This window comes from Streptomyces sp. NPDC093221 (assembly GCF_044753885.1).
In the GTDB taxonomy this organism is placed as follows: domain Bacteria; phylum Actinomycetota; class Actinomycetes; order Streptomycetales; family Streptomycetaceae; genus Actinacidiphila.
Map to the genome: position 1 here is coordinate 687,682 of NZ_JBIVOA010000003.1, position 25,104 is coordinate 712,785.

The following is a 25,104-nucleotide window of genomic DNA, read 5'->3' on the forward strand; positions in this document are numbered from 1 at the left end:
TAAGCAGTGTGGCATGTCGTCAGCGTCAGCGACAGCGTGTTCTGTTGAATTTGCAAATTACAGAACGGACCTTGCCATGTGTCCGGCACGAGCCCCATAGTTACGGAGTGGTTCCTTCACCCAACGCTCTCCGACGCGAGCGCCATGACACCGGTGGCGGCTGTGGCCGCCACGACGTCTTTCGGCTGCCCGCGCAGAGCGCTTCGGTGGCCGACGCCCGGGGCCGGATACGCGACCGGCTGAGCGAGTGGAACGTGTGCCCCGAACTGGTGGACGACGCGAGCCTGGTGGTGACCGAACTGTTCACCAACGCGGTGCGGCACACCGACAGCGAGAAGATCACCTGCGTCGTGCACCAGCGCGGCGCGGTGATACGGCTGGAAGTGACCGACCAGGGCCGGGGCTCCAGCAGGCCCGAACCGTGCGACGCGGGCGCGGACGAGGAGGGCGGTCGCGGACTGCTCCTGGTGAGCGTGCTGGCGACGGCCTGGGGATCGGAACCCGCGGAAGACGGGACAGGGCGCGTGGTGTGGGCCGAACTGGCCGTACACCCCGCGCCCTCGTGTTAGCTACAGCGGCAGCAGATCGGGCCGCTTCGGCTCGACGTCGTCGCCGGAGGACTCCCCGCGCAGCCGCCGTCCGATCCACGGCACCAGATACTCCCTGGCCCACTGGATGTTGTCCTTGCGCACCGCGGAGGCCGGCCGCTGGGACAGCGGCGGCCACGCCTGGTCGGGGTCGGCGGGCACGTCGAGGCCGAGCACCTGCGCGGCGCGCAGCGCGACCCTGGTGTGCCCCTCGGGCGACAGGTGGAGCCGGTCGTCGCTCCAGGCCCTGCGGTCCTGCACCGAACGCAGCGACCACAGGTCGAGCACCGGACAGTCGTAGCGGTCGGCGATGGACCTGACATGCGCGGTGTACGTGGCGATCTTGCCGCGCAGGTGCCGCAGCACGGGTACGTCGCGGGTGTCGAAGCCCGTACAGACCAGCACCGTGCCGACGGCGCCGCTGAGATCGGCGACGGCGGCCTCGAAGCGCTCGGCGATGGCGTCGGGGTCACCGCCGGGGCGCAGGATGTCGTTGCCCCCGGCGCAGAAGGTCACCAGGTCGGGAGCGAGTTCCTTGGCGCGCGGCACCTGCGCGGCCACGATCTGGTCGAGCAGCCGGCCGCGGACCGCGAGATTGGCGTAGCGGAAGGTGTGTTCCTCGCGCCGGTCGGCGAGGAGTACGGCCAGGCGGTCCGCCCAGCCCACGTACATACCGTCAGGACCGGGGTCGCCGACGCCTTCGGTGAAGCTGTCCCCCACCGCGGTGTACGACCCGATCGCACCGTTGTCGTCTGTTTGCGAATCGTCAGCCACGTCGGACCATCTTTCTCCTCCGGGTGTGACTTACGCGACCGTAAGGAGGGGTTGACGCGACGTGATTCATCCCACCAGGTCAAAGCCGCCAGGAAGGAATAGGCCGCCGGATGACGGCGCACCGGACACATACCGTTCGGTACGTGGTGTTCCGCGCTGCCGTATCGTCGGCAGTGCCCCAGGTCGCGACGTATGAGAGGTAGGAGGATCACCGGTGACGCAGGAATTGCCGCGGACCGACCCGACCGGATCCGAGCCGATAGCCGAGGCGCTGTCAGAGCCCGAACTGACCGGTGTGCGGAATTTCCGGGACGTCGGGGGTCTGCCCACGACGGACGGGCGCCGGGTACGGCCGGGCGTGCTGTTCCGCAGCGGCCACCTCGCGCACGCCGACGCCGACGCCATCGCGTTCCTCACCGGGCTCGGCCTGCACACGATCTTCGACTTCCGCAACCGGGACGACATCCGCGTCGAGGGCCCGGACGTCGATCTGCCGGGCACCGTCAATGTGAACCTCCCGCTCAGCGACCCGGCGAACAACAACAACGCCGGTTTCTGGCACACCGTCCGCAACGGCGACCTGGCCGCGCTGGAGGAGGTGCTGGGCGAGGGCCGCGCCGCGGAGCGGATGGCGCAGTCCTACCGCACGCTGATCCGCGAGCGCACCGCGGAGCACGCCCGGATGCTCGAACTGCTCACCGAGCCCGCCGACCCGGCCGTCCCCGCGCTGCTGCACTGCGCCGCGGGCAAGGACCGCGCGGGTACGTCGATCGCGATCATCCTGCTGGCGCTGGGCGTCGAGCGCGCCGCCATCGAGGCGGACTACCTGGAGAGCAACGCGCCGCACCGCCGCTACCGGGTGCGACGCGGCGACGGCAGCACCGGCTCCGAGATCGACCCGGCGGTGATGGCGCTGCTCGACCCGCTCTTCGAGGCGCGGGCGGAGTACCTGCGGGCCGCCTTCGAGACCATCGACGAGGAGTGGGGCTCGGTCGACCGCTACCTGGAGGAGGGCCTGGGCCTGACGAAGGAGCGGCGCGAGCGGCTGCGGGACGTGCTGCTGACGGACTGAGACCCCCGGGGGCCCGTACGCGCGGCGTACGGGCCCCCGTCCGTGTCCCGGCGGTGCGCCTCAGCGGTTGGCGACCGCCTGCTTGACCAGCGTGCGGCCGAAGTCCCACATCAGGCCGCCCCCGCCGTGCGCGTCGTCCATGACGGCGGTGAAGGCCGTCACGAAGCGGTCGACGTCCGCCTCATTCACGACCAGCGGCGGGATCAGCTTGATGACCTCGACGTGGTCGCCGGAGACCTGGGTGAGGATGTGGTGCCGCTGGAGCAGCGGCACCACGACCATCTGCGCGAAGAGCCCCTTGCGGGCGGCCTGGAGCATCGTCCAACGGCTGCGCAGGCCGAGCGACTTGGGGCGGCCGAATTCGATGCCGACCATCAGGCCGCGACCGCGGACGTCCTTCAGGAACTCGTACTGGTCGGTGAGCGCGGCCAGCCGGGTGCGCAGCAGGTCGCCCATCAGCCGGGAGTTCTCGACCAGCCGCTCGTCCTCCACCACCGACAGCGTGGCCAGTCCCGCCGCCATCGCCTGGGCGTTGGACCCGAAGCTGGCGGAGTGCACCAGCACCCGGTCCATGGAGGAGTAGACCTTCTTGAAGATCCAGTCCTTGCCGAGCGTGGCGCCGACCGGCACGTATCCGCCGGAGAGCGTCTTGGCGACGGTCAGCAGGTCGGGCTCGACGCCCTCCTCCTGCTGGTAGGCGTAGAAGGTGCCGGTGCGGCCGATGCCGGTCTGCACCTCGTCGCAGATGAGCAGCGCCTTGTGCTTGTGCAGCAACTCCTGGGCGGCGCGCAGGTATCCGGGCGGCGGGATGTAGACGCCGTGGCCCTGGATCGGCTCGATGATCATCGCGGCCACGTCGCCGCGCTTCAACTCCCGTGCGAGCGCTTCGAGATCGCCCACCTCGATCGGGGTGTCGGGCAGCAGCGGTGCGAAGCCGTCCTGGAATCCGGCCTCGCCGTTGACGGACAGCGACCCGGTGGTCAGCCCGTGGAAGGAGTGCTTGCAGTACAGGACGCGCGTCTTGCCGGTGGCGTACCGGGCGAATTTCAGCGCGGTCTCGACGGCCTCGGTGCCGCTGTTGCCGAAGAACACCCGGTCCAGGTGCGGCGAGTGGGCGAGCAGCTTCTCGGCGAGCAGGCCGGGCAGCGGCTGGCAGTCGAAGCGGGTCAGGTCCGCGAGCCCCGCGTCGAGCACGTCGTGCAGCGCCTTGCGGACCACCGGGTGGTGGCGTCCGACGCCCATCACGCCGAATCCGGCGAGCATGTCCAGGTAGTCGTTGCCGTCGGCGTCCCAGAAATGCGCGCCCTCGGCCCGCTCGTAGACCTTGTCGAAGCCGATGGTGTGCAGCATCCGCGGAAGCTGGTGGTTCAGGTGCTTGGCGTGCAGGTCGTAGCGCTCGCCGCCGCGCTCGGCGAGCAGCGTCGCCAGGTCGAACCCCTTGGCCGGGCCGGGCACTTCGCCGCCGCCGGCCTGCGGGGCGGGCCCTTCGCCCACGCTGCTCTCAGACGATGTCATCGCTCACCTGCTCCTTGCGTACATGAATGGGTACGGCCTCCCGCGCGGTGTCGTCCGCGGCCCCGGCCGGTTCCCCGACCGTCACCGTACGCGCGCCGCCGTTCCGGGTGTCGGTACGGGTGTCGATACGGGTCAGGGCCGCGCCGATCCGGCCCGCGATCTCGGCGGGGGTCAGTCCGATGTCGGCCAGCACCTCGGCGCGCTTGGCGTGCGCGAGGAACTGCTGCGGGATGCCGAAGTCGCGCAGCGGCACGTCCACGCCCGCGTCGCGCAGCGCCTGCGCGACGGCCGAACCGACGCCGCCCGCGCGGCCGTTGTCCTCCACGACGGCCACCATGCGGTGGCGCGCGGCCAGTTCGGGCAGCGCCGGGTCGACCGGCTTGACCCAGCGCGGGTCGACGACGGTGACGCCGATACCGCGGCCGGCCAGCAGTTCCGCGACCGACAGGCAGGTGGCGCCGAGCGCGCCGACCGAGACCAGCAGCACGTCGGACGTCTCGCCCTCGGACGGCCGGTGCAGCACGTCCATGCCGCCGACCCGGTCGACGGCGGGCAGCGGCTCGCCGACGGTCTCCTTCGGGAAGCGGATCACGGTGGGCGCGTCGTCCACGTCGAGGGCTTCGCGCAGTTGGGCCCGCAGTTGGTCGGCGTCGCGCGGCGCGGCGATCCGCAGCCCCGGCACGACCTGGAGGATCGACATGTCCCACATGCCGTTGTGCGAGGCGCCGTCGACCCCGGTCACCCCGGCCCGGTCCAGGACGAAGGTGACACCGCACTTGTGCAGGGCCACGTCCATCAGGACCTGGTCGAAGGCGCGGTTGAGGAAGGTCGCGTAGACCGCGACCACCGGGTGCAGTCCGCCGGTGGCCAGGCCCGCGGCCGAGGTCGCGGCGTGCTGTTCGGCGATGCCGACGTCGTAGACCCGGTGCGGATACGCCTTCGCGAAGGCTTCGAGTCCGACCGGTTGCAGCATGGCCGCGGTGATCGCCACGACGTCGGGCCGCTCGGCGCCGACCCGGACCATCTCCTCGCCGAAGACGGAGGTCCACGACGGGCCGCCGACCGGGGCGAGCGGGCGGCCGGTGAGCGGGTTGATCGCGCCGACGGTGTGGAAGCGGTCCGCCTCGTCCTGCTCGGCGGCCGGGTAGCCGCGGCCCTTCTCGGTGAGGCAGTGCACCAGCACCGGGCCGCTGAACCGCTTGGCGCGGCGCAGCGCGGTCTCGACGGCGGCGATGTCGTGGCCGTCGATCGGGCCGACGTACTTCAGGCCCAGGTCCTCGAACATGCCCTGCGGGGCGAAGGAGTCCTTGAAGCCCTTCTTCGCGCCGTGCAGCGACTCGTAGAGCGGCTGCCCGATGACCGGGGTCTGCTGGAGGACGCTCTTGCCCCAGGACAGGAAGCGTTCGTAGCCGTCGGTGGTGCGCAGCGTGGTGAGGTGGTTGGCCAGACCGCCGATGGTCGGGGCGTACGACCGCTCGTTGTCGTTGACGACGATGATCAGCGGGCGGTCCCGGCCCGCGGCGATGTTGTTCAGCGCCTCCCAGGCCATGCCGCCGGTGAGCGCGCCGTCGCCGATGACGGCGACCACATGGTCGTCGCCGCCCTTGACCTGGTTGGCCTTGGCGAGGCCGTCGGCCCAGCCGAGGACGGTGGAGGCGTGGCTGTTCTCGATCACGTCGTGCTCGGACTCGGCGCGACAGGGGTAGCCGGACAGGCCGCCCTTGCTGCGCAGTTTGGAGAAGTCCTGGCGGCCGGTGAGCAGTTTGTGGACGTAGGACTGGTGGCCGGTGTCCCACAGGATCCGGTCGGCGGGCGAGTCGAAGACGCGGTGGAGCGCGATCGTCAGCTCCACCACCCCCAGATTCGGTCCCAGGTGGCCGCCGGTCCTGGCCACGGCCTGGACCAGGAACTGCCGGATGTCGGCGGCCAGTTCGTCGAGCCGGCCTTCGGGCAGTGCCTTCAGGTCGCGCGGGCTTCGGATGTTCTCCAGCATCGACATAAGTGGACCTCGTTCCCCCTGCCGGGATTGCTATGTTCAGCCGACCGTTCCCGCGACGGCTTGGCCGCCGACGGTCACGGAGGGTTCACCCGACGTGGTGCCGTCGGCCTCCATCTGCTCGGCGAGTTTCATCGCCTCTTCGATCAGCGTCTCGACGATCTTCGACTCCGGCACGGTCTTGATGACCTCACCCTTGACGAAGATCTGACCCTTGCCATTGCCCGACGCCACACCCAGATCGGCCTCACGGGCCTCACCCGGACCGTTGACGACACAGCCCATCACCGCGACCCGCAGCGGGACCTCCATACCGTCAAGACCCGCCGACACCTGATCCGCCAGCTTGTACACATCCACCTGCGCACGCCCGCACGACGGACACGACACGATCTCCAGCCGCCGCTGCCGCAGATTCAACGACTCCAGAATCTGGATACCGACCTTGACCTCCTCCGCCGGAGGAGCCGACAACGACACCCGGATCGTGTCCCCGATACCCTCCGACAGCAGAGCGCCGAACGCCACAGCGGACTTGATCGTCCCCTGGAACGCCGGACCCGCCTCCGTCACACCCAGATGCAGCGGATAGTCCGACTGCGCGGCCAGCAGCCGGTACGCGTTGACCATCACCACCGGGTCGTTGTGCTTCACCGAGATCTTGATGTCCCGGAAACCGTGCTCCTCGAACAGCGACGCCTCCCACAGCGCGGACTCCACCAGCGCCTCAGGCGTCGCCTTCCCGTACTTCTTCAGCAGCCGCGCGTCCAGCGACCCCGCGTTCACACCGATCCGGATCGGCGTCCCCGCGTCCGAAGCCGCCCGCGCGATCTCCTTGACCTTGTCGTCGAACTGCTTGATGTTCCCCGGATTCACCCGAACCGCCGCACACCCGGCATCGATCGCCGCGAACACGTACTTCGGCTGAAAATGAATGTCCGCGATCACCGGAATCTGCGACTTCTTCGCGATCGTCGCCAACGCGTCGGCGTCATCCTGCGTCGGACACGCCACCCGCACGATCTGACAGCCCGAAGCCGTCAGCTCAGCGATCTGCTGAAGAGTGGCACCGATGTCAGAAGTACGGGTCGTCGTCATCGACTGGACGGAAACAGGCGCGTCCCCGCCCACCGGGACCGACCCGACCTGGATACGACGCGAAACACGACGCGTCGCCAGAGGCCGGGCCGGCAGGGAGGGCAGGCCGAGCGCGACCGGCTCGACTGCTGTCATCGTCAGGTCACTTCGCCCTGTTGGAGGCGACCGTCTCACGGGCGGCGCGGATGGACTCCTTCAGGGAGCCCATGGTGGCCATGACGGCCGTGGGCTCGTAACCGCAGTGCGCCATGCAGTTGTCGCACCGGTCGTCCTTGCCCCGGCCGTACTTGTCCCAGTCCGTCTCGTCCAGGAGCTTCTGGTACGTGGCCACGTACCCGTCGGCCATCAGGTAGCAGGGGCGCTGCCAGCCGAAGAGCGAGTAGTTGGGGATCGCCCACGCGGTGCAGGGGAAGTCCGCCTTGCCCTCCAGGAAGTCCAGGAAGAGCGGGCTGTGGTTGAGCCGCCACTTGCGCCGGTTGCCGTCGTCGAACGCCTTCTTGAACAGCTCACGGGTCTGCGTCACGCCCAGGAAGTGGTCCTGGTCGGGCGCCTTCTCGTAGGCGTACGCCGGAGACAGCATCATCTCCTCGACCTTCAGATCGTCATTGAGGTAGTTCATCACCTCGATGATCGTCTGCGGCGTGTCGGTGTTGAAGAAAGTCGAGTTCGTGGTGACCCGGAAACCGCGGCGCTGGGCTTCCTTGATCGCGGCCACGGCCTCGTCGAAGGTGCCTTCCTTGGCCACGGACTCGTCGTGCCGCTCGCGCATACCGTCAATGTGAACGGTAAAGGCAAAGTAAGGAGAAGGTGTGAACTTCTCGATTTTCTTGCGCAGCAGAAGGGCATTGGTGCAGAGGAAGACGTACTTCTTCTTCGCGACGAGTTGCCGGACGATCTCGTCGATCTGGGGGTGCATCAGCGGCTCACCACCCGCGATGGACACCATCGGCGCGCCCGACTCCAGCACCGCGCCGACGGCCTGGGCCACCGGCATGCGCTGCTTCAGCACGTTGGCGGGGTGCTGGATCTTGCCGCAGCCCTCACATTTGAGGTTGCAGGCGAAGAGCGGTTCGAGCTCGACGATGAGCGGGAACTTTTCGCGGCGCCTGACCATTTTCTGTTCGAAGAGGTACGACGCGACACGGATGGTCTGACGGAGCGGCATAGCCATCTAGCTCACCTCCAGGGGAGCACGGTAGTGCGGTGCCAATCAAGAAAGGCAGGAACAAGATCTCTGAGCACCCGGAATGCGATGATCCCGGTGCGAAGCGTTCCGACACGTACGAGTTCGAACTCGGGCGTGTCGACGACGACTCGGGCCGCCGCGATGTGGCGCGCGCCTTCGGCGAGCGCGGCGCGTCGCATCGCGGCCGATTCCATGTCCACGGCGATGGCACCGGTCGCCGCCAGTGCGGTGCGCTCGGCGCCCCGCACGACATGGTCGGATTCTGCGAGGGGGCCGGTGTGCACGGTGTGACCGGCCGCCTTGAGCGCGGCGGCGAGCGCCTCGCTCTCGTGGCCGTCCTCGGCGACCACGACGTCGCCGGGGCGCATGCCGGGCGCGAGCCCGGCACAGAAGCCCGTGGTGAGGACGGCCGAGCCGCGCAGCTCCGGTTGGTGCAGGGCCTCACGGACCACCCGGTCGGCGGCCGTGGGTCCCATGCCGGTCCTGAGCACGGTGACCCTTTCGGCGGCGTTCCGGGCCGCTCCCCTGCGCAGCGCGACCTTCTCGATGCGCAGGGCGCACACCACCAGCAGCGGCGGTCCTGTATGGCCCACGAACTAGGCCCCCTTTCCAGCGGCGGTTCCGGCGGTGACGGCCGGGGCACCCGCGGTACCGAACGGCTCGTCGCGTACGTATCGCCCGAGGGCGGTCAGCGGGAAGACCATGCGGTAGAGGTGGTAGTTGATCGAGAAGTCGCGGGGGAAGCCCGTACCGGTGAAGTACGGCTCGTCCCACGATCCGTCGGGGAGCTGGGTGTCGGTCAGCCAGCGCACCCCGCGCGCGACCGCGTCACCGTCCCGTTCGCCCGCCGCCAGCAGCGCCATCAGGGCCCACGCGGTCTGCGAGGCGGTGGAGGCACCGCGGCCCACCCATTCCCGGTCGGAGTAGGAGCGCAGGTCCTCGCCCCAGCCACCGTCGTTGTTCTGCACCGATTCCAGCCAGCTCACCGCCTTGCGGATCGCCGGGTGGCTCGACGGCAGACCGGCCGAGGCCAGCGCGGGGACGGCGGACCCCGTGCCGTAGATGTAATTGACCCCCCAACGGCCGAACCAGGCGCCGTTGTCCTCCTGTTCCGCCAGCAGCCACTCGATGCCGCGGCGGGCGTGCTCGTCGTGCTCGAGACCGAGCGCGGCGAGCATCTCCACCACGTGCGCCGTGACGTCGGCCGACGGCGGGTCGATGACCTCGCCGAAGTCGCAGAAGGGCAGCCGGTTCGGGAACCGGCTGGTGTTGTCGGCGTCGAAGGCGCCCCATGCGCCGTTCCGCGACTGCATCCCGACGTTCCAGCGCACGGCCTTCTCCACCGCGGAGTCGACGCGCGCCCGGTCCGGGTGGTCGATCCTGCGCAGGGCGAGGACGACCTCGGCGGTGTCGTCGATGTCGGGGTAGATGTCGTTGTGGAATTCGAACGCCCAGCCGCCCGGGGCGAGCTGGGGCCGCTGCACGGACCAGTCACCCGGCCGGGTGATCTGCTCGCCGAGCATCCATTCGGCCGACTTGACCAGCGCCGGATCGTCCGCGGGGACGCCCGCGTCGGCGAGCGCGATGGCGGCGAGGCAGGTGTCCCAGACCGGGGACTGGCACGCCTCGATCATCCGGACGCCCTCTTCCGGCCATACGGCGAAACGATCCAGCGAGTCGAGACCGGCCTTGACCACCGGGTGGTCGAGCTCGTAGCCCAGCAGGTGCAGGGCGATCACGGAGTAGACGGCGGGTGGCTGGATTCCTCCCCAGCAGCCGTCGGCCTCCTGACGCTCGATGATCCAGCGGGCACAGGCGTGCATGGCGCTGCGCCGCACCATGCGCGGGCTGAAGCGGCGGTAGACGTGCAGCACCTGGTCGAGCCGCTCGAAGACACCGTCCCAGGTCCTGATGGAGGCTCTGCGCCGCTTGGGGTTGGGCTGTTTGGGGTTGATGTGCAGCTCGTCGATGCCGAACGGCGCCGGGCGGACCGGGCGGTGGGCTCCGACGACGGTGAGCGGCACGATGGTCTGCCGCGCCCAGCAGCCGAACGAGTAGATGTTCAGCGGCATCCACTTGGGCAGGTAGATGATCTCGGGCGGCAGTTCCGGGAGGTCGTCCCAGCTCCACCAGCCGAACAGGGCCAGCCAGATACGGGTGAAGACCCGGCTGGCCGCCACTCCCCCTTCGCCGCGCGACCATTTGGCGGCGAGTGCCATGTGCGCCTCGTCCGGGGAGTCCCCGGCGAGTCGCAGCGCGACGTACGCCTCGATGGTGGCCGACACGTCGCCCGGCCCGCCGTGAAAGGTGGGCCAGGCGCCGTCCTCACGCTGCTGCGAGCGGATCCACCGGGCGGAGGCCGCGGTGGTCTGCTCGTCCTGGATACCCAGGAACTGTCGGAGCAACAGATCCTCGGCGTCCATCGTCACGTTCGTTTCGAGGTCGCCCTTCCACCATCCGTCGGGGTGCTGCCGTGCCAGAAGGTGGTCTGCGGCGCGCTGCACGGCACGCTGCGCCGCCGCCTCGGTGCCGTCGGCTGGAACAGGGTCCGGCTCCGAGGTGCTGCTGGCCGAAGGTGTCCGGTGGGTTGGCGTCCCTGGACTGCCATCGGTCGTCGCTGTCATGGCTTCCCCTTTGCAGTTGAGACTATCTGCGGTGTTGGGGCGGCCGTCGGCCGTCACATAAGAGGGACCGGCGACGTTAGCGCTCCACGTTTCGTTCTGTCGTTCTCTTTATTTCTCGCGGACCACCACAAAATCCGCGAGACCAACGAGCTTACGTTGAATTTGTTCCGGCATGTCCATTTTGTCCAGCGCGGCGATGGCGGTCGCGTACTGCCTCCTGGCCTCCTGGGAGGTCCACTCACGTCCACCGGCCTCTTCGATCAACGCCGCGCGCATAGCGAACTCTTCCTCGCTGAAGGCACCGGTTTCAGGATTCTTCGCGTCCGCCGCGAGCAGTTCACCCAGGCGCTCCGACGCGGACCCTCCCGCGGCGAGCGCGGCGACCACGGGAAGCGACTTCTTGCGCTGCCGCAGGTCGCTCCAGGTCTGCTTGCCGGTGGCCGCGGGGTCGCCCCAGATGCCCAGCAGGTCGTCCACCGCCTGGAAGGCGAGCCCCAGGTGGTAGCCGTACTCCTCCAGCGCGTCGGCGTCGGACTCCGAGGCCCCGCCGAGCACCGCGCCGATGGAGGACGCGCAGGCCAGCAGCGCGCCGGTCTTGTTGCCCTCCATCTCCAGGCACTCCTGGACGGTGACCCGCTCGCGGTGCTCGAAGGAGATGTCCTGCGCCTGACCGTCGATCAGTTTGCGGGTGGCGGTGGTCAGCCGGCGGGTGGCCCGGCCGGCGTCGACCGTGCCCTGTTCCAGCAGCAGCTCGTTGGCGAGCGCGAAGAGCGCGTCGCCGACCAGGATCGCCTGGGCGGGACCGTGCACCTTCCACACCGTGTCGCGGTGCCGCCGCTGCTCGTCGCCGTCCATCAGGTCGTCGTGCAGCAGCGAGAAGTTGTGCACCAGCTCCACGGCGACGGCGCCGGGTACGCCCGTCTCGGCCGAGGCGCCCGCGGCCTCCGCGGACAGCAGGGCCAGCGCCGGGCGTACGGCCTTGCCGCCGTCGCCGTCCGCGGGGCGGCCCGCCTCGTCGATCCAGCCGAAGTGGTAGGCGGCGACGGTGTCCATCGGGGGTGCGAGGCGGGCCACGGCCGCGCGCAGTACGGGTGTGGTCAGGATGCGGCCGTTTTCCAGCAGTTCGATGACGCCGGTGGCGGTCACGTTCTCTCCTCTGGTTGCACCAATAGCACTCATGCCGCCTCCAGGACGCCGTTGTCGAATGGCATCCCGAGCGCGGACAACGCTTCTCGGGAGGCGTGCAGGCCGCTGCGCACCGCGCTCTCCATGGTCGCGGGCCAGCCGGTGGCGGTCCACGACCCGGCCAGGTAGAGGCCGGGGGCGCGGGTCACCGGACCGGGCCGCAAGCTCCCGACACCCGGAGTGGGCGCGAAGGTCGCGGTGCGTTCCCGGGTGACGAAGAAGTCGCGGACGCCCGCGCCGCGGGCCGCGGGCAGCAGCCGTTCCAGCTCGGGCAGGTAGCGGGCGCGCAACTCGGCCACGGGGAGGTCGATCTCGTCCTCCACCGCCGACTGTGACACGGCCACGTACTGACCGCCGCCGGTGAGCCCGGAACTGACGGTGCGGTCGAAGACCCACTGGACGGGGCTGCCGAGTGCCGCGAAGAACGGCTGTCGGAGCACCTGTCTGTTGTAGATCACATGCATATTGAGGATCGGAGCGGTACCGATGCGCAAGAGCTTTTCCGGATCTTCGAGCGATCCGGCGGGCAGCAGGCCGTGCGCCTCGCGCTGCGGGACCGCCAACACCACGATGTCCGCGTCGAGTTGCTCGCCGCGTCCCGGTCCGGTCTCGATCGAGACGTGCCAGCCGCCGTCCGCCGCCTCTTTGATGCCGGTGGTACGGGAGCGCAGCATGGTGCGTACGCCCGCGGTGTCCAGCGCGGCGCGGGCCCGGCCGTCGTGCAGGTCGCCCAGCGGCGCCGAGGCCCAGCCGATGTCGGCGGCCCCCGGGTCGGAGAGCAGTCCGGTCTTGAAGACCTTCGCGGCCAGGCCCAACGAGGCGTCGGCCGACCGCGCGTTGAGCGTGGCCACACCGACCAGGTCCCACAGCGCCTCGATGGTGCGCGCCGACTGCCCGCGCGCACTGAGCCAGCTCGCGAAGTCCGTACGGTCCAGGGCCGGGTCGTCCAGGTCGAGGCGGCCCAGCGCGAGCGCGGCGCGGCCCACCGAGGCCCGCTCACGCGGACTCAGATGCGGGTAGCGGAGCAGGCTCGCGGCCAGGTGCAGGGGCACCGGCAGCGCGGTCCTGGACAGCCGCCCCAGCCGGAGCGTGTCGGCCTCCAGCACCGGTACGTCCAGCCGGTCCTGAAGGGTCACCAGGTCGCGGGCCGCGATCCGGTCGATGAACCACTGGTAGGCGTCGCAGCAGCGCAGAAAGACGTGCTGGCCGTTGTCGACGGTCAACTCGCCGCGCTTGAAGGAGAAGGCGAGGCCGCCGAGTCGGGGTCTGGCCTCGGCGAGGGTGACGCGCACCCCGGCGTCGGCCAGCGCGAGCGCGGCCGTCGTACCGGCGAGTCCGCCGCCGACCACGACGGCGGTGCGCATGCCGCCGCCGTCGGTGGTGATCCGCTCATGCGCGGTCATGCGTCCTCCCCCCTTCGGCCCCGCCGTGTCCAGCACGGCGAACCGTTGCTGGCAGTGACGCCGTACGTGTCCCGGTGGTTGCCTCGTCGTGCGCGTACCGTGCCCCGTGCCGTGCGCGCGGACCCGCGCCGTCGCGGGACGGTCTCACGCGTCACCTCGTGGGGAGCGGGCGGTACGGCGGGCGTCGAGCCCCGCGAGGCCGCGGACGGCGACGTACGCCTTCTGCCGTCCGGGCAGTGACACCCGGCCGCGCAGGACGGCCTCGGGGTCGGCGGCGATCCGGTCGAGCAGCCTGCGGTAGATCCCGGCCATGGCCGAGACGCAGGCGCCGCTGCGCCGGTCGAGCATCGGGAGCAGCCGGTATCCGGTGGCGAACAGGGCGCGGGCGCGCCGTACTTCGAATTCCACCAGGCCGGGGAAGTCGGAGCCGGGCGGCGCGGTATCGCTGTGGAAACCGGCCGCGCAGCCGAACTTGGCGAGATCCTCGGCGGGCAGGTACGTCCGTCCGTTCGCGGCGTCCTCGCGGACGTCCCGGAGGATGTTGGTGAGTTGTAGGGCGAGGCCGAGCGTGTCGGCATATTCTGCGGCACGCGCATGATCGTGCCCATTCGCGGTGCCGAACACGCCAAGCGAGAGCCGTCCGATCGCGCCGGCCACGCAACGGCAGTACACGGCGAGGTCGTCCCAGGTCTCGTACGTCTCGCCGCGGACGTCCATCAGGACGCCGTCGATGAGTTCGTCGAGCCCTTCGAGCGGCAGCGGGAAGCGGCGCGCGGAGTCGGCGAGCGCGACCGCGACCGGGTCGGTGTCGTCCTCCGCGACCTCTCCCGCGCGGACGCGGGTGAGCAGCGCGCGGGTGCCGTCGAGCCGCTCGGCCTTCTCCCGCGGCGGCAGTTCACCGTCGCCGATGTCGTCGACCCGGCGGGAGAACGCGTACAGCGCGGACATCGCCTGCCGTTTGGGGGCGGGCAGCAGGCGGATGCCGTACGCGAAGTTGCGGGCCTCGTGGCCGGTCACAGCCTCGCAGTAGCGGTAGGCCGCGAGCACGGGACCGGACGTGTGGGCGGAACCGTTCACGGTCCGGCTCACCCCTCTCTTCGCAATGTCGACCCCACCTCGCGCAGCAGGCTGGGCTTGGTGGCTTTCGGCGATACCGCCAGTACGTCGTACCCCGCCGCTTCGACCGCCTTCAGCGCGGCACGGCCGCCGCCGACGAATCCGGCGAGCAGCAGCCTGAGCCTGCCACGGACGCTGCCCACCAGGGGGGTACCTTCATCCAACAAGTATCCGGCGCGTTCCGCCTCGTGCGCGACCAGGGCGCGCACCTGTGCGCCGGCCGTCGCGGCGGCGAGATCGGCCTCCTCGACCGAGAAACGCTTCATGTCCTCGGCGGGCAGATAGATCCGGTCGCGGCCGAGGTCCTCGGCCACGTCCTGGAGATGCTCCACGATCTGGAGCGCGGTGCAGACCGCGTCCGAGCGCCGGACGCGCTCGGGCGTCGAGGTGCCGGTGATGGACAGCACCAGCCGGCCGACCGGATTGGCGGACAATTCGCAGTACGCCAGCAGGTCGTCGTAGGTCGCGTACCGCCGCACCTGCTGGTCCTGCCGGTTGGCGGCGATCAGACCGAGGAAGGGCTCGGGGCTGAGGTGGTGGCGGCGGACGGTGGGCTGGAGCGCGAGCAGCAGCGGGTGCCGGGGAGTGCCGTCGAACACGCGGTTGAGGTCGGCCTCGAAGGCGTCCAGCATCGCGAGCCGGTCGTCGGCGGAGTCGGCGGACAGTCCGAGTCGCAGCGCGTCCTCCCGGCCGCCCCCCGCCAGGTCGCCGTCGCCGATGTCGTCCACCAGCCGGGCGAATCCGTACACCGCCATCAGGTCCCGGCGCCAGGCACGCGGCAGGAACACCGGTGCCACGGGGAAGTTCTCGCGCGCGGCCTTGTCCAGGACGGCCCGGGACTCGGCGTCCCCGGTCACCATGCTCTTCCCGGCACACAGGCGGCGAGCGTGCCCCGGAGCAGGATGGTCCCGATCATCATGGCCGCCACACCCCCCGTTCTACACCGCCCAGCAGATACTTCCCATTTCGGACACGCCGCACCGGGTGTCGCACCCGGGTGTCGGTCAGCGGTTTCGATCATCTCCAGGCTCCCAGCACCGGTACAGCTTACGACCGGTGATGCTGCGGCGTACGCCGGGGGCGTGACACGTGGTGGGATTGACATACAAGGTCCCCGCCGGATCGTCCGACGGGGACCTTGTACGCCTGCGAGCAGGCACGGAACGCTACTTGCCGGTGTGCTCCTCGTACGCCTTGAGCACATCGTCGGTCAGACCGTCCATCAACAGCTCGCCCTTCTCCAGCCACACCACGCGGTCGCACGTGTCGCGGATGGAGTTGTTGTTGTGGCTGACGAGGAAGACCGTGCCCGCTTCCTTGCGCAGTTCCCTGATCCGGGCCTCGGACCGGCGCTGGAACGCGCGGTCGCCGGTGGCCAGCGCCTCGTCGATCATCAGCACGTCGTGGTTCTTGGCCGCCGCGATCGAGAACCGCAGGCGCGCCGCCATGCCGGAGGAGTACGTCCGCATCGGCAGCGAGATGAAGTCGCCCTTCTCGTTGATGCCCGAGAAGTCGACGATCCCCTGGTAGCGGCGGCGCACCTCGTCCTGCGTCATGCCCATGGCCAGACCGCCCAGGATGACGTTGCGCTCACCCGTGAGGTCGTTCATCAGCGCCGCGTTGACGCCCAGCAGCGACGGCTGGCCGTCGGTGTAGATCTTCCCGCGCTCCGGCGGCAGCAGACCCGCGATGGCGCGCAGGATCGTCGACTTGCCGGAGCCGTTGGAACCGATGATGCCGATCGCCTCACCGCGGTACGAGGTGAAGCTGACGCCCTTGACCGCGTGCACCCGGCGGACGTTCGGCGAGCCCTTACGGGAGATCAGCCGGCCCAGGGCGGCGGTCGCGCTGCCCTTGCCGGTGCCCGCGCCGTGCACCGTGTAGACGATGTGCACGTCGTCCACTATCACGGTGGGAACGCGGCTGTCGGAGGGCTGCTGTGCCCTCTCGACGCTCTGCTGCTCAGCCACGGCCATATTGCTCCTCCGCCTTCCAGAAGTAGACGTAGCCGCCGACGCCCACCAGCACGGCCCAGCCGACCGCGGACGCCCACACGTGCGGCGGCAACTGGGAGGAGGTCACGCTGTCGATGAGCGCGAAGCGCATCAGATCGATGTAGACCGCGGCCGGGTTGATGTCGAGCAGGATGCGTACGAAGTGCGGCGCGTCGCTGGTCAGCTTCTCGATGCTGTACATGACGCCGGACATGTACATCCAGGTGCGCAGGATGAACGGCATGAGCTGCGCCAGGTCCGTCATCTTGCTGCCCAGCCGCGCCACGATCAGCGCCAGGCCGGTGTTGAAGACCCACTGCGTGATCAGCGCGGGGAACATCAGCAGCCAGGAGGCGTTCGGCACCTCACCGGTCATCAGCACGATCGCCAGCAGGACGAACATCGACATGATGAGCTGCTGGAGCTGCATCAGCGTGAAGGCGATCGGCATCGAGGCGCGCGGGAAGTGCAGCGCCCTGATCAGACCGAGGTTGCCGGACACCGCGCGCACGCCGCTGAGTACCGAGGACTGCGTGAAGGTGAAGATGAAGATGCCGGTGACCAGGAAGGCGATGAAGTTGTCGATGCCTTTGCTGGTGCCGATCAGCAGACCGAAGATCAGGTAGTACACCGCCGCGTTGAGCAGGGGCGTCATCACCTGCCAGAGCTGGCCGAGGCGGGCCTGGGTGTACTGCGCCTGGGTGCGCGCCTTGGCGAACTCGTTGATGAAATGTCGACGGCCCCAGAGCTGCCGCGTGTACTCCACCAGGCCAGGCCGGGCGCCACTGACGGACAAGCCGTACTTGGCCGCTACCTGGGCGGGGCTGAGGCCGTCATCGGCCGTGGGTGCCGGGGGGACACCGACGGCGACCGCACCATTGTGCGTTGTCTCGCTCACAGTTGACACTTTCGTCCTCAAGGTGCGCGCCGGGGCAGGGGAATCCCGGGCTGCGCCTGATGCTCTCAGGTCCGAGCTTGTCAGATGATCGGGGGTCGGCCTAGCCGGGTCAACCTCCAGACGGTCCGCCAGCGCATCGGCCGCCGTTGACCGCAGGGGGTTGTCCATCCCTCACGGAATCCGCCGAGCCACGCTCGCAGCGCCGGCCCGGACGGCCGGCGCACCAGCGTCAGCGCGAACCAGACGCCGAGGTACGCCGGGACCAGCGGCCAGGGCAGATTGCGCCGGGCCAGCCACACCCGGTTACGGGCCACCAACCGGTGGTACACCGCGTGCCGGGCGGGTGAGGTCGCCGGGTGGAACAGCACCATGTCATGCCGATAGTCGATCAGCCAACCCGCGTCAAGAGCGCGCCAGGCCAGATCTGTCTCCTCGTGCGCGTAGAAGAATTCGGCGGGCAGCGGACCGACCTGCTGGATGACGCGGCTGCGCACGGCGCACGCGCCGCCCAGGAAGGTGGTGACCCGCGAGTCCCGCATCGGGTCGGCGGCGCGCAGCCGGGGGACGTGCCTGCGCTGCGTCTGCCCGGTCTCGGGGTCGGCGATCCGGAAGCTGATGATGCCCAGCTCGGGGTCGGCCTCGAAGGCCCGCCTGACCAGCTCCGCGGTGTCGTCGCCCGGCAGCAGCCCGTCGTCGTCCAGGAAGAGGACGACGTCCACTTCCTCGGCGCCGGGGCCGAACATCTCGATGCCGACGTTGCGCCCGCCGGGGATGCCCAGGTTCTCGGGCAGCTCCGCGGTGCGCACCTCGGCGGGCAGCGGCGGCAGCGGTGACCCGTTCCCGACCACGGCGACCGTCACCGGCGGGCCCTGCTGCTTGGCGACCGAGTCCAGCAGGTCGTTCAGCTCCGCGGGGCGGTTGCCCATGGTGATGATGACCGCGCCGACGCGCAGCGGCGTCCCCTGCGTGCTCACTTCAGCCTGCTGGAGGCGAGGACGGAGACCAGGTGCAGCAGGGTCTGGAGCAGCGCGATGCCGGCCAGCACGGCGACGCCGAGCCGGGTGAAGAACAGGTCGCCGCGCGCCTGGTCCACGATCGCGAGCAGCAGGATGAGCAGGGACGCCTCGACGCCCAGCACGAGGCGGTGCCACTTCAGCGCGGCGGCGGCCTTGCGGGCCAGCGCCACTCCGGAGGAGCGCGGCTCGGACGCCGCTTCCTTGACCGGCGGGAGCCCGCCCTGGTGCCGGGCGACGCCGACGAGGTCGGTCTCGGCCTTGATCAGCACCGCGCCGAGCGCGGCGAGGGTGCCGAGGAACGCCCACAGCCAGTCGATCCGGCCGCTGCCCCACAGGTCGGCGGCGCGCAGCCCGAAGCCGACCAGGACGGCGGCGTCGCACAGGTAGGCGCCGACGCGGTCGAGGTAGACGCCGGACAGCGAGAACTGCTGCTTCCAGCGGGCGATCTCCCCGTCCACGCAGTCCAGCAGCAGGTAGAGCTGCACCATCAGCACGCCGAGGACGGCGCCCGCGATCCCGGGCACCAGCAGCGCCGGGGCGGCGAGGACGCCGAAGACGGTCATGAGGTACGTCAACTGGTTGGGCGTGACGCGGGTGGGCGCGAGGTGCCGGTCTATGCGCAGCGACAGCTCACGCATGTAGAGCCGGCCGGCCCAGTGTTCGCCGCTGCGGCGGTCCTTGACCCCCGGGGGGTGAACGACCGGGCGCAGTTCAGCTACTGATGGCTTTGACATAGTCGGCGTATGCGTCCCTGATCTCGGTGGCGGAGAGGTCCAGGTGTTCCAGGATCGTGAAGCGGCCGGGGCGGGTCTGCGGCGCGTAGCGCACCGCTTCGACGAACTCCGGTTCCGTGAAGCCGATCTCCTCGGGGAGAACGGGCAGTCCGTGGCGGCGCAGGGTCTCGGCGATGAGGCCCGACTCCTCGCGCGCGCCGCGCAGATGCATCGCGAAGGCGGCGCCGATGCCGACCTGCTCGCCGTGGGCGGCGGCCCGCTGCGGGTGGAGCAGGTCGAAGGCGTGGCTGATCTCGTGGCACGCACCGGACGACGGGCGGGTGTCACCGCTGATCGACATGGCGATGCCGGTCAGCACCAGGCCCTCGGAGAGCGTGACCAGGAAGTCGTCGTCGCCGATGCCGCCGGGGTGCCGCAGCACGGACTCGCCGGCGCTCCTGGCCATCGCCGCGGCCAGGCCGTCGATCGGCTCGCTGTTCTCGCGGTGGGACAGCTCCCAGTCCGCGAGCGCGGAGAGGTTGGAGATCGCGTCGCCGATGCCGGCCCTGACGTAGCGGGCGGGCGCCTCGCGGATCACGTCGAGGTCGATGACCAGCGCGATCGGCGTCGGGACACCGTAGGAGCCGCGCCCGTTGTCGTTGTCCAGGGTGGCGACCGGTGAGCACAGGCCGTCGTGCGAGAGGTTGGTGGCGACCGCGACCATGGGAAGGCCCACCCGCGCGGCGGCGTATTTGGTGACGTCGATGATCTTGCCGCCGCCGAGGCCGATGACCGCGTCGTAGCGCTTGCCGCGCATGGAGTCGGCGAGCTTCACGGCCGCGTCGATGGTGCCGCCGTGCACCGGGTACCAGTCCGCGCCGGGCAGCTCGGGGGCCAGCCGGTCGCGCAGCTTGAGCCCGGAGCCCTCGCTGACGGCGAAGGCGAGCTTGCCGGAGGTGGAGATCCGCTGATCGGCCAGGAGTACGGCCAGGTCGGCGATCGCGCCGCCCCTGATGTCGACGACGACCGGGGAGGGGATGAGCCTGGTCAGTACTGGCACGCAATCACCCGCCCCTTGGCGAGGTCGTCGTTGTTGTCGATCTCGACCCAGGCGACGTCACCGATCGGGGCGACGTCGATGGTGAAGCCGCGGTTGACCAGCTCCTGGTAGCCGTCCTCGTAGTACAGGTCGGGGTCGCGCTCGAAGGTGGTCTTCAGCGCGTCGGCCAGCTCGGCCGCCGCCTCGCCCTCGATGAGGGTGACGCCGATGTACTCACCGGTGGCCTCGGCCGGGTCCATCAGCTTGGTGATCCGCCGCACTCCCCTGCCGGGCTCCGCGACGACCTTCATCTCCTCGTCGGCGAGGTGCTTGACGGTGTCCAGGGCCAGCACGATCCGCTTGCCGCCGCCGCGCGCGGCCAGCAGGGTCTTCTCCACCGACACCGGGTGCACGGTGTCGCCGTTGGCCAGAATCACCCCGTGCCTGAGGACGTCGCGCGCGCACCACAGGGAGTAGGCGTTGTTCCACTCCTCGGCCTTGTCGTTGTCGATCAGGGTGAGGGTGAGGCCGTACTTCTCCTCCAGCGCCGTTTTGCGCGCGTAGACCGCTTCCTTGCGGTAGCCGACGACGACGGCGACCTCGGTCAGGCCGATCTCCGCGAAGTTGGACAGGGTGAGGTCCAGGACGGTCAGGCTGTCCGCAGCCCCTTCGGGACCGACGACCGGCACCAGTGCCTTGGGCAGGGTGTCGGTGTGGGGGCGCAGGCGTCTTCCGGCGCCGGCCGCCAGCACGAGGCCGATCATGCGGGTTCTCCTGTTTCGTCGTGTACAGCGGGAGCCCCTGCGGACACCCAGAAGCGGACGCTCTCGGTGAGGACCAGCAGCGCGAGCGCCGCGGCGAGCACCGTCAGCGCGACCGTGAAGCCTGTGTGGTGTGCGACGGCGGCCAGGAGGGCGACCACCAGGGTGCGGCCCTCGTGTCCGCCGGCCGCCCGTACCAGGGCCCGCGGCGGCGCCCCGGTGCCGCCGCGGATGCGGTACACCGTGTCGTAGTGATGGTAGGCGACCGCGGCCACCAGACCGAAAGCAGCGGGCAACGCCCCGTTTACCCCGGAGACGGCCGCGAGGGCCAGCACCGTGCCGTACTCACCGGCCCTGAAGATCGGCGGGACCAGCCAGTCCAGGGCTCCCTTGAGCGGCCGGGAGACGGCGAAGGACGAGGTCAGGACGTAGACCACGGCCACCAGCGGCGGCCACCAGCTGCCCCGGGAGGAGAGCGCGGCGGTGGCGGTGACCGCGGCGGCGCCGAGCAGGGCGACCGCGGGCGCCGCGAAGGACGGCATACGACCGGCGAGCGGGCGCAGGATCCGGGCCCCGGCCTCGGCGAGCGGCCCGCTGTCGGCGAGGTCGGCGAGCGCCTGGGCGGCCCGGTCGGTGCGCTGGGCCTTGCGGGTGAGTGAGCGCAGGACGCGGCCCGCGGTGGTGTAGCAGGCGGCGAGGCCGCAGCCGACCAGCAGGACGACGAAGGTGACGCGCGGGGTGGTGACCGCGGTGAGCACGGCTATCAGCGCCCAGCGCTCGCCGATCGGCAGCACGATCATCCGCCGTACCCACACCGTCCAGCCGACGCTGTCGAGCCTGCCGGACAGCGCGGCGGTGGGGCTGGTGTTGGCGGTGGCGTCGTGGTTGGCCTCGTTGAAGGCGAAGTCGACGACATGGCGGCAGGTCTGGAGGACCATCGCGCCGAGCGCGAGCGCCCATACGTCGTGGCCGCCGCGGGCGGCGCCGAGCGCGAGGCCCGCGTAGTAGGCGTACTCCTTGGCCCGGTCGAAGGTGGCGTCGAGCCAGGCGCCGAGCGTGGAGTACTGGAGCGAGTAGCGGGCGAGCTGGCCGTCGGTGCAGTCCAGGACGAACGAGGCGAGCAGCAGGACGCCCGCCGCGACGTATCCGGTCCGGGTGCCGGTGGCCGCGCAGCCCGCGGCGATCAGCGCGACCAGCAGCGACGCGGTGGTGACCTGGTTCGGGGTGAGGCCGCGGCGGGCGCACCAGCGGGCCAGGTAGCGCGAGTACGGGCTGATGCAGTGGGTGGTGAAGAAGCCGTCGCGGGACTTCACCGCGCTGCGCAGCCGTACCGCCTCCTCGTCCACGGCGGCGACGGCCTCGGCCGTCGCGGTGCGCTCGGCGGCGTCGGCGGGGACGGCCGCGACGAGGACGCCCAGCTCGGGGCGGTGCGGGGCGGTGCCCTGCGCGTCGAGGGCGGCGGCCAGCGCGTCGGGGACGACGGCGGCCGAGGTGGCCGCGCGGGCGGCGGGGGCGGTGTCGCCGTCGGCGGCGGTCAGCAGGGTGCCGCCGGGGGCCGATACGGACGAGGCCGGTACGGAGGGAGCGGTCTGCGACGGGACGGTGGGGCCGCCCTGCGCGGTCAGCCCGGTGACGGCGGCGGTGAGCGCCTGGCGGCCTGCGGCCTTCGCGGACACGGCGCCCGCAATCGCGGCGGTGTCGAAGCGCGGGTCGGTCAGGGCCAGGCGCAGCGCGTGCCGGTGGCCGACGAAGCGGCGGTCGACGACGGCGACCCGGTCGGCGGCGGGCACCTGGGCGAGCCGCGCGGCGACGGCGACGGGCGTGTCCGCCTCGACCACCTGGAATCCCAGCGCCCGCAGGTCGTCCGCGAGCGGCGACGCTGATCCCGCGGCGGGCGGGCCGGTGAGAATGGCGGTCGACAGAGGAACTCACTCCCTGGATGCGTGCGAAGGGCTTGCCTGTACGGGCCGCGGTCGGCAAGTCCGGGCCAGGCACGACGGCAGAGGCTATCGGATCCACGTCCGCCACCGTTCACCGCCCGTTCGCCTGAACTTGGCGTGCCCGGCGTGATCATCATCGTTGATCACGGGCGCCCGGACAAACGACGGACGCGCTCACCCGTACGAGTGAGGTGGGCGGTGTTCCCCGCGCCCCTTCTGCGCGCCTCATCACCGCAGGTCACCGCACATGACAACGGTCTCCAGTACCGGCTTGCCCACGGTGGGTAACCGGTGTTGACTGACCGCCGCACACCGGATGGCACGGCGGTCCGACGAGAGGGGGACGCGGCCATGGGGTCAGGCCACGCGCACGGCCACGGCGAAGGTCGCACGCGCAGCGGCGGCCAGGAGCGCGGCGGCGAGCGGGAGGACGGCGACGGCGGCCGGAAGAAGGGCCACGGTCACGACCACAGCCACGGTCTGCGGCCGGGCGCCGACGGCACGGCCGGTTCCGCGTACCGCGGCCGGCTGCGGATCGCGCTCGGCATCACGCTCTTCGTGCTCGCGGTCGAGGTGGTCGGCAGCGCGGTCACCGACTCCCTCGCGCTGCTCGCCGACGCCGGTCACATGGCGACCGACGCGGCCGGTATCGCGATGGCGCTGCTCGCCATCCACATCGCCAACCGCCCCGCCAGCGAGCGCCGCACCTTCGGCTTCGCGCGCGCCGAGATCCTGGCGGCGGTCCTCAACGCGGTGCTGCTCTTCGGCGTCGGCGCGTTCATCTTCTACGAGGGCGTACGGCGGCTGATCAGCCCGCAGCACATCGACGCCGGCGGCACCGTCGTCTTCGGCGCGATCGGTCTGGTCGCGAACTCCGTGTCACTCGTTGTGCTGATGCGCGGGCAGCGCGAGAGCCTCAATGTGCGGGGCGCTTTCCTCGAGGTGATGGCGGACGCGCTGGGGTCGCTCGCGGTGATCGTGGCGGCCGTGGTGTTCATGACCACCGGCTGGCGGCAGGCCGACCCGGTGGCGTCGCTGCTGATCGGTCTGATGATCGTGCCGCGCACGTGGAAGCTGCTGCGCGAGGCCGTCGACGTCCTGCTGGAGGCCGCGCCCAAGGGCGTTGACATGGGCGATGTCCGCAGCCACATCGAGGGGCTGCCCGGCGTGGAGGGCCTGCACGATCTGCATGTGTGGACGATCACCTCGGGGATGCCGGTGCTGTCGGCGCACGTGGTGGTCAGCCAGGAGGTCCTGGAGGCGGTCGGCTACGAGAAGATGCTGCACGACCTTCAGGGCTGCCTCGGCACGCATTTCGATGTGGAGCACTGCACCTTCCAGTTGGAGCCGGTCGGGCACGCGGAGCACGAGGCGCGGCTCTGCCACTGAGCGGCACGCGAAGTGAGGCAGACTGAGGGCCTGTCGTCGAAAGCGAAGGATGGACATGCCCACCAGTCCTGCCACCGGCCGACCCGGCTCCCCCACCGCCGTACCGTCGCCCAATGGTGTTGCCGCGCAGACCCTGGCAGATGCCGAGCAGACCCCGGCGGGTCAAGCCGTGGCGGAACCGATCCTGCTCGAACTCGTCGACGAGGACGGCCGGACCATCGGCACCGCGGAGAAGCTGTCCGCGCACCAGGCGCCCGGACGCCTGCACCGCGCCTTCTCGGTGTTCCTCTTCGACGGCGAGGGCCGGCTGCTGTTGCAGCGCCGCGCGCTGGGCAAGTACCACTCCCCCGGTGTCTGGTCCAACACCTGTTGCGGGCACCCGTACCCCGGTGAGCAGCCGTTCGTGGCCGCGGCCCGGCGCACCGCCGAGGAGCTGGGCGCGGCGCCGGTGCTGATGCGCGAGGCGGGCACGGTCCGCTACAACCACCCGGACCCGGCCTCCGGTCTGGTGGAGCAGGAGTACAACCACCTGTTCGTCGGGCTGATCGGCGACGCGCTGCGGCCGGACCCCGAGGAGATCGACGACACGGCGTTCGTGGGCCCGCAGGAGCTGGCGCGGCTGCGCGCGGACGGACCCTTCTCGGCGTGGTTCCAGACGGTGCTCGACGCGGCGCTGCCGACCGTGCGCGAGGTCACCGGCGGTACGGCGGGCTGGTAGCCCCCGTCCGGCGGGCCCCGTCCGGCACCGGGCAGGACGGGCAGGGCAGCACGGGACGGGCACGCTGGTCAGGACGGGCA

At 70.5% G+C, this 25,104-nt stretch carries 22 protein-coding genes; 4 read left to right on the top strand and 18 right to left on the bottom strand.

The genetic code is table 11. The features are described 5' to 3' along the window. Positions 1 to 107 precede the first annotated feature (107 nt). Complete coding sequence (locus ACIQCJ_RS14845) at positions 108 to 569, top strand: ATP-binding protein (protein WP_355342846.1); 462 nt, start codon at positions 108 to 110, stop codon at positions 567 to 569. Here ACIQCJ_RS14845 and ACIQCJ_RS14850 read toward each other — a convergent pair whose 3' ends face one another. After that, complete coding sequence (locus ACIQCJ_RS14850; RefSeq protein ID WP_391051426.1) at positions 570 to 1,361, bottom strand: GDSL-type esterase/lipase family protein; 792 nt, start codon at positions 1,359 to 1,361, stop codon at positions 570 to 572. A 214-nt stretch (positions 1,362 to 1,575) separates the two neighbouring features. On the opposite strand from ACIQCJ_RS14850, the gene ACIQCJ_RS14855 reads away from it, so the two are divergent. After that, complete coding sequence (locus ACIQCJ_RS14855) at positions 1,576 to 2,433, top strand: tyrosine-protein phosphatase (protein ID WP_391051424.1); 858 nt, start codon at positions 1,576 to 1,578, stop codon at positions 2,431 to 2,433. 60 nt (positions 2,434 to 2,493) lie between these two features. Here ACIQCJ_RS14855 and ACIQCJ_RS14860 read toward each other — a convergent pair whose 3' ends face one another. The 17 genes from ACIQCJ_RS14860 to ACIQCJ_RS14940 form a co-directional block, all read right to left on the bottom strand. Continuing rightward, on the bottom strand, positions 2,494 to 3,948 hold the full coding sequence (locus ACIQCJ_RS14860; RefSeq protein WP_355342852.1) for an aspartate aminotransferase family protein: 1,455 nt from the start codon (positions 3,946 to 3,948) through the stop codon (positions 2,494 to 2,496). After that, complete coding sequence (gene dxs / locus ACIQCJ_RS14865) at positions 3,935 to 5,947, bottom strand: 1-deoxy-D-xylulose-5-phosphate synthase (protein WP_402711570.1); 2,013 nt, start codon at positions 5,945 to 5,947, stop codon at positions 3,935 to 3,937. Before dxs ends, ACIQCJ_RS14860 begins: the two co-directional genes overlap by 14 nt. A 36-nt stretch (positions 5,948 to 5,983) precedes the next feature. After that, entirely contained in the window at positions 5,984 to 7,177 is a 1,194-nt protein-coding gene (ispG, locus tag ACIQCJ_RS14870) for a flavodoxin-dependent (E)-4-hydroxy-3-methylbut-2-enyl-diphosphate synthase (protein ID WP_401311344.1), read from the bottom strand. Between the two features lie 7 nt (positions 7,178 to 7,184). After that, positions 7,185 to 8,213: an adenosyl-hopene transferase HpnH gene (gene hpnH / locus ACIQCJ_RS14875; protein WP_355339472.1), complete on the bottom strand. Its 1,029-nt coding sequence runs from the start codon at positions 8,211 to 8,213 to the stop codon at positions 7,185 to 7,187. Positions 8,214 to 8,218: 5 nt separating this feature from the next. Beyond that, positions 8,219 to 8,821 (bottom strand): 1-hydroxy-2-methyl-2-butenyl 4-diphosphate reductase, encoded by a 603-nt coding sequence (locus ACIQCJ_RS14880; RefSeq protein ID WP_355339469.1) that lies wholly within the window; start codon positions 8,819 to 8,821, stop codon positions 8,219 to 8,221. 3 nt (positions 8,822 to 8,824) lie between these two features. Then, a complete protein-coding gene (gene shc / locus ACIQCJ_RS14885; protein ID WP_391051416.1) occupies positions 8,825 to 10,852 on the bottom strand; it encodes a squalene--hopene cyclase in 2,028 nt (675 codons plus the stop codon). 108 nt (positions 10,853 to 10,960) lie between these two features. Then, the gene (locus ACIQCJ_RS14890) at positions 10,961 to 12,031 is read right to left on the bottom strand and encodes a polyprenyl synthetase family protein (protein WP_188282688.1); all 1,071 of its coding nucleotides are present in this window, start codon (positions 12,029 to 12,031) and stop codon (positions 10,961 to 10,963) included. After that, positions 12,028 to 13,440: a hydroxysqualene dehydroxylase HpnE gene (hpnE, locus tag ACIQCJ_RS14895; protein WP_391051414.1), complete on the bottom strand. Its 1,413-nt coding sequence runs from the start codon at positions 13,438 to 13,440 to the stop codon at positions 12,028 to 12,030. The genes ACIQCJ_RS14890 and hpnE overlap by 4 nt, the downstream gene beginning before the upstream one ends. Positions 13,441 to 13,584: 144 nt before the next feature. Then, positions 13,585 to 14,529 (bottom strand): presqualene diphosphate synthase HpnD, encoded by a 945-nt coding sequence (gene hpnD / locus ACIQCJ_RS14900; RefSeq protein WP_355339460.1) that lies wholly within the window; start codon positions 14,527 to 14,529, stop codon positions 13,585 to 13,587. Continuing rightward, positions 14,526 to 15,416: a squalene synthase HpnC gene (hpnC, locus tag ACIQCJ_RS14905; protein WP_355339457.1), complete on the bottom strand. Its 891-nt coding sequence runs from the start codon at positions 15,414 to 15,416 to the stop codon at positions 14,526 to 14,528. The genes hpnD and hpnC overlap by 4 nt, the downstream gene beginning before the upstream one ends. 306 nt (positions 15,417 to 15,722) lie before the next feature. After that, a complete protein-coding gene (locus ACIQCJ_RS14910; protein WP_355339454.1) occupies positions 15,723 to 16,532 on the bottom strand; it encodes an ABC transporter ATP-binding protein in 810 nt (269 codons plus the stop codon). After that, complete coding sequence (locus tag ACIQCJ_RS14915) at positions 16,519 to 17,448, bottom strand: ABC transporter permease (RefSeq protein ID WP_355339451.1); 930 nt, start codon at positions 17,446 to 17,448, stop codon at positions 16,519 to 16,521. The genes ACIQCJ_RS14910 and ACIQCJ_RS14915 overlap by 14 nt, the downstream gene beginning before the upstream one ends. An 80-nt stretch (positions 17,449 to 17,528) precedes the next feature. Beyond that, positions 17,529 to 18,374: a glycosyltransferase gene (locus tag ACIQCJ_RS14920; RefSeq protein WP_355339541.1), complete on the bottom strand. Its 846-nt coding sequence runs from the start codon at positions 18,372 to 18,374 to the stop codon at positions 17,529 to 17,531. A gap of 44 nt (positions 18,375 to 18,418) precedes the next feature. Further along, the gene (locus ACIQCJ_RS14925) at positions 18,419 to 19,198 is read right to left on the bottom strand and encodes a CDP-alcohol phosphatidyltransferase family protein (protein ID WP_188282694.1); all 780 of its coding nucleotides are present in this window, start codon (positions 19,196 to 19,198) and stop codon (positions 18,419 to 18,421) included. Beyond that, on the bottom strand, positions 19,176 to 20,237 hold the full coding sequence (locus ACIQCJ_RS14930) for an iron-containing alcohol dehydrogenase family protein (protein ID WP_355339448.1): 1,062 nt from the start codon (positions 20,235 to 20,237) through the stop codon (positions 19,176 to 19,178). The genes ACIQCJ_RS14925 and ACIQCJ_RS14930 overlap by 23 nt, the downstream gene beginning before the upstream one ends. Beyond that, entirely contained in the window at positions 20,225 to 20,980 is a 756-nt protein-coding gene (locus tag ACIQCJ_RS14935) for a phosphocholine cytidylyltransferase family protein (protein WP_355339445.1), read from the bottom strand. Before ACIQCJ_RS14935 ends, ACIQCJ_RS14930 begins: the two co-directional genes overlap by 13 nt. Then, positions 20,977 to 22,899: a DUF5941 domain-containing protein gene (locus ACIQCJ_RS14940; RefSeq protein ID WP_402711744.1), complete on the bottom strand. Its 1,923-nt coding sequence runs from the start codon at positions 22,897 to 22,899 to the stop codon at positions 20,977 to 20,979. The genes ACIQCJ_RS14935 and ACIQCJ_RS14940 overlap by 4 nt, the downstream gene beginning before the upstream one ends. A gap of 369 nt (positions 22,900 to 23,268) precedes the next feature. Here ACIQCJ_RS14940 and ACIQCJ_RS14945 point away from each other — a divergent pair, with 369 nt between their 5' ends. Together ACIQCJ_RS14945 and idi are read left to right on the top strand one after the other, a co-directional pair. Beyond that, complete coding sequence (locus ACIQCJ_RS14945; RefSeq protein ID WP_402711571.1) at positions 23,269 to 24,306, top strand: cation diffusion facilitator family transporter; 1,038 nt, start codon at positions 23,269 to 23,271, stop codon at positions 24,304 to 24,306. Positions 24,307 to 24,361: 55 nt separating this feature from the next. Continuing rightward, entirely contained in the window at positions 24,362 to 25,024 is a 663-nt protein-coding gene (gene idi / locus ACIQCJ_RS14950; protein ID WP_355339441.1) for an isopentenyl-diphosphate Delta-isomerase, read from the top strand. Positions 25,025 to 25,104: the final 80 nt, after the last annotated feature.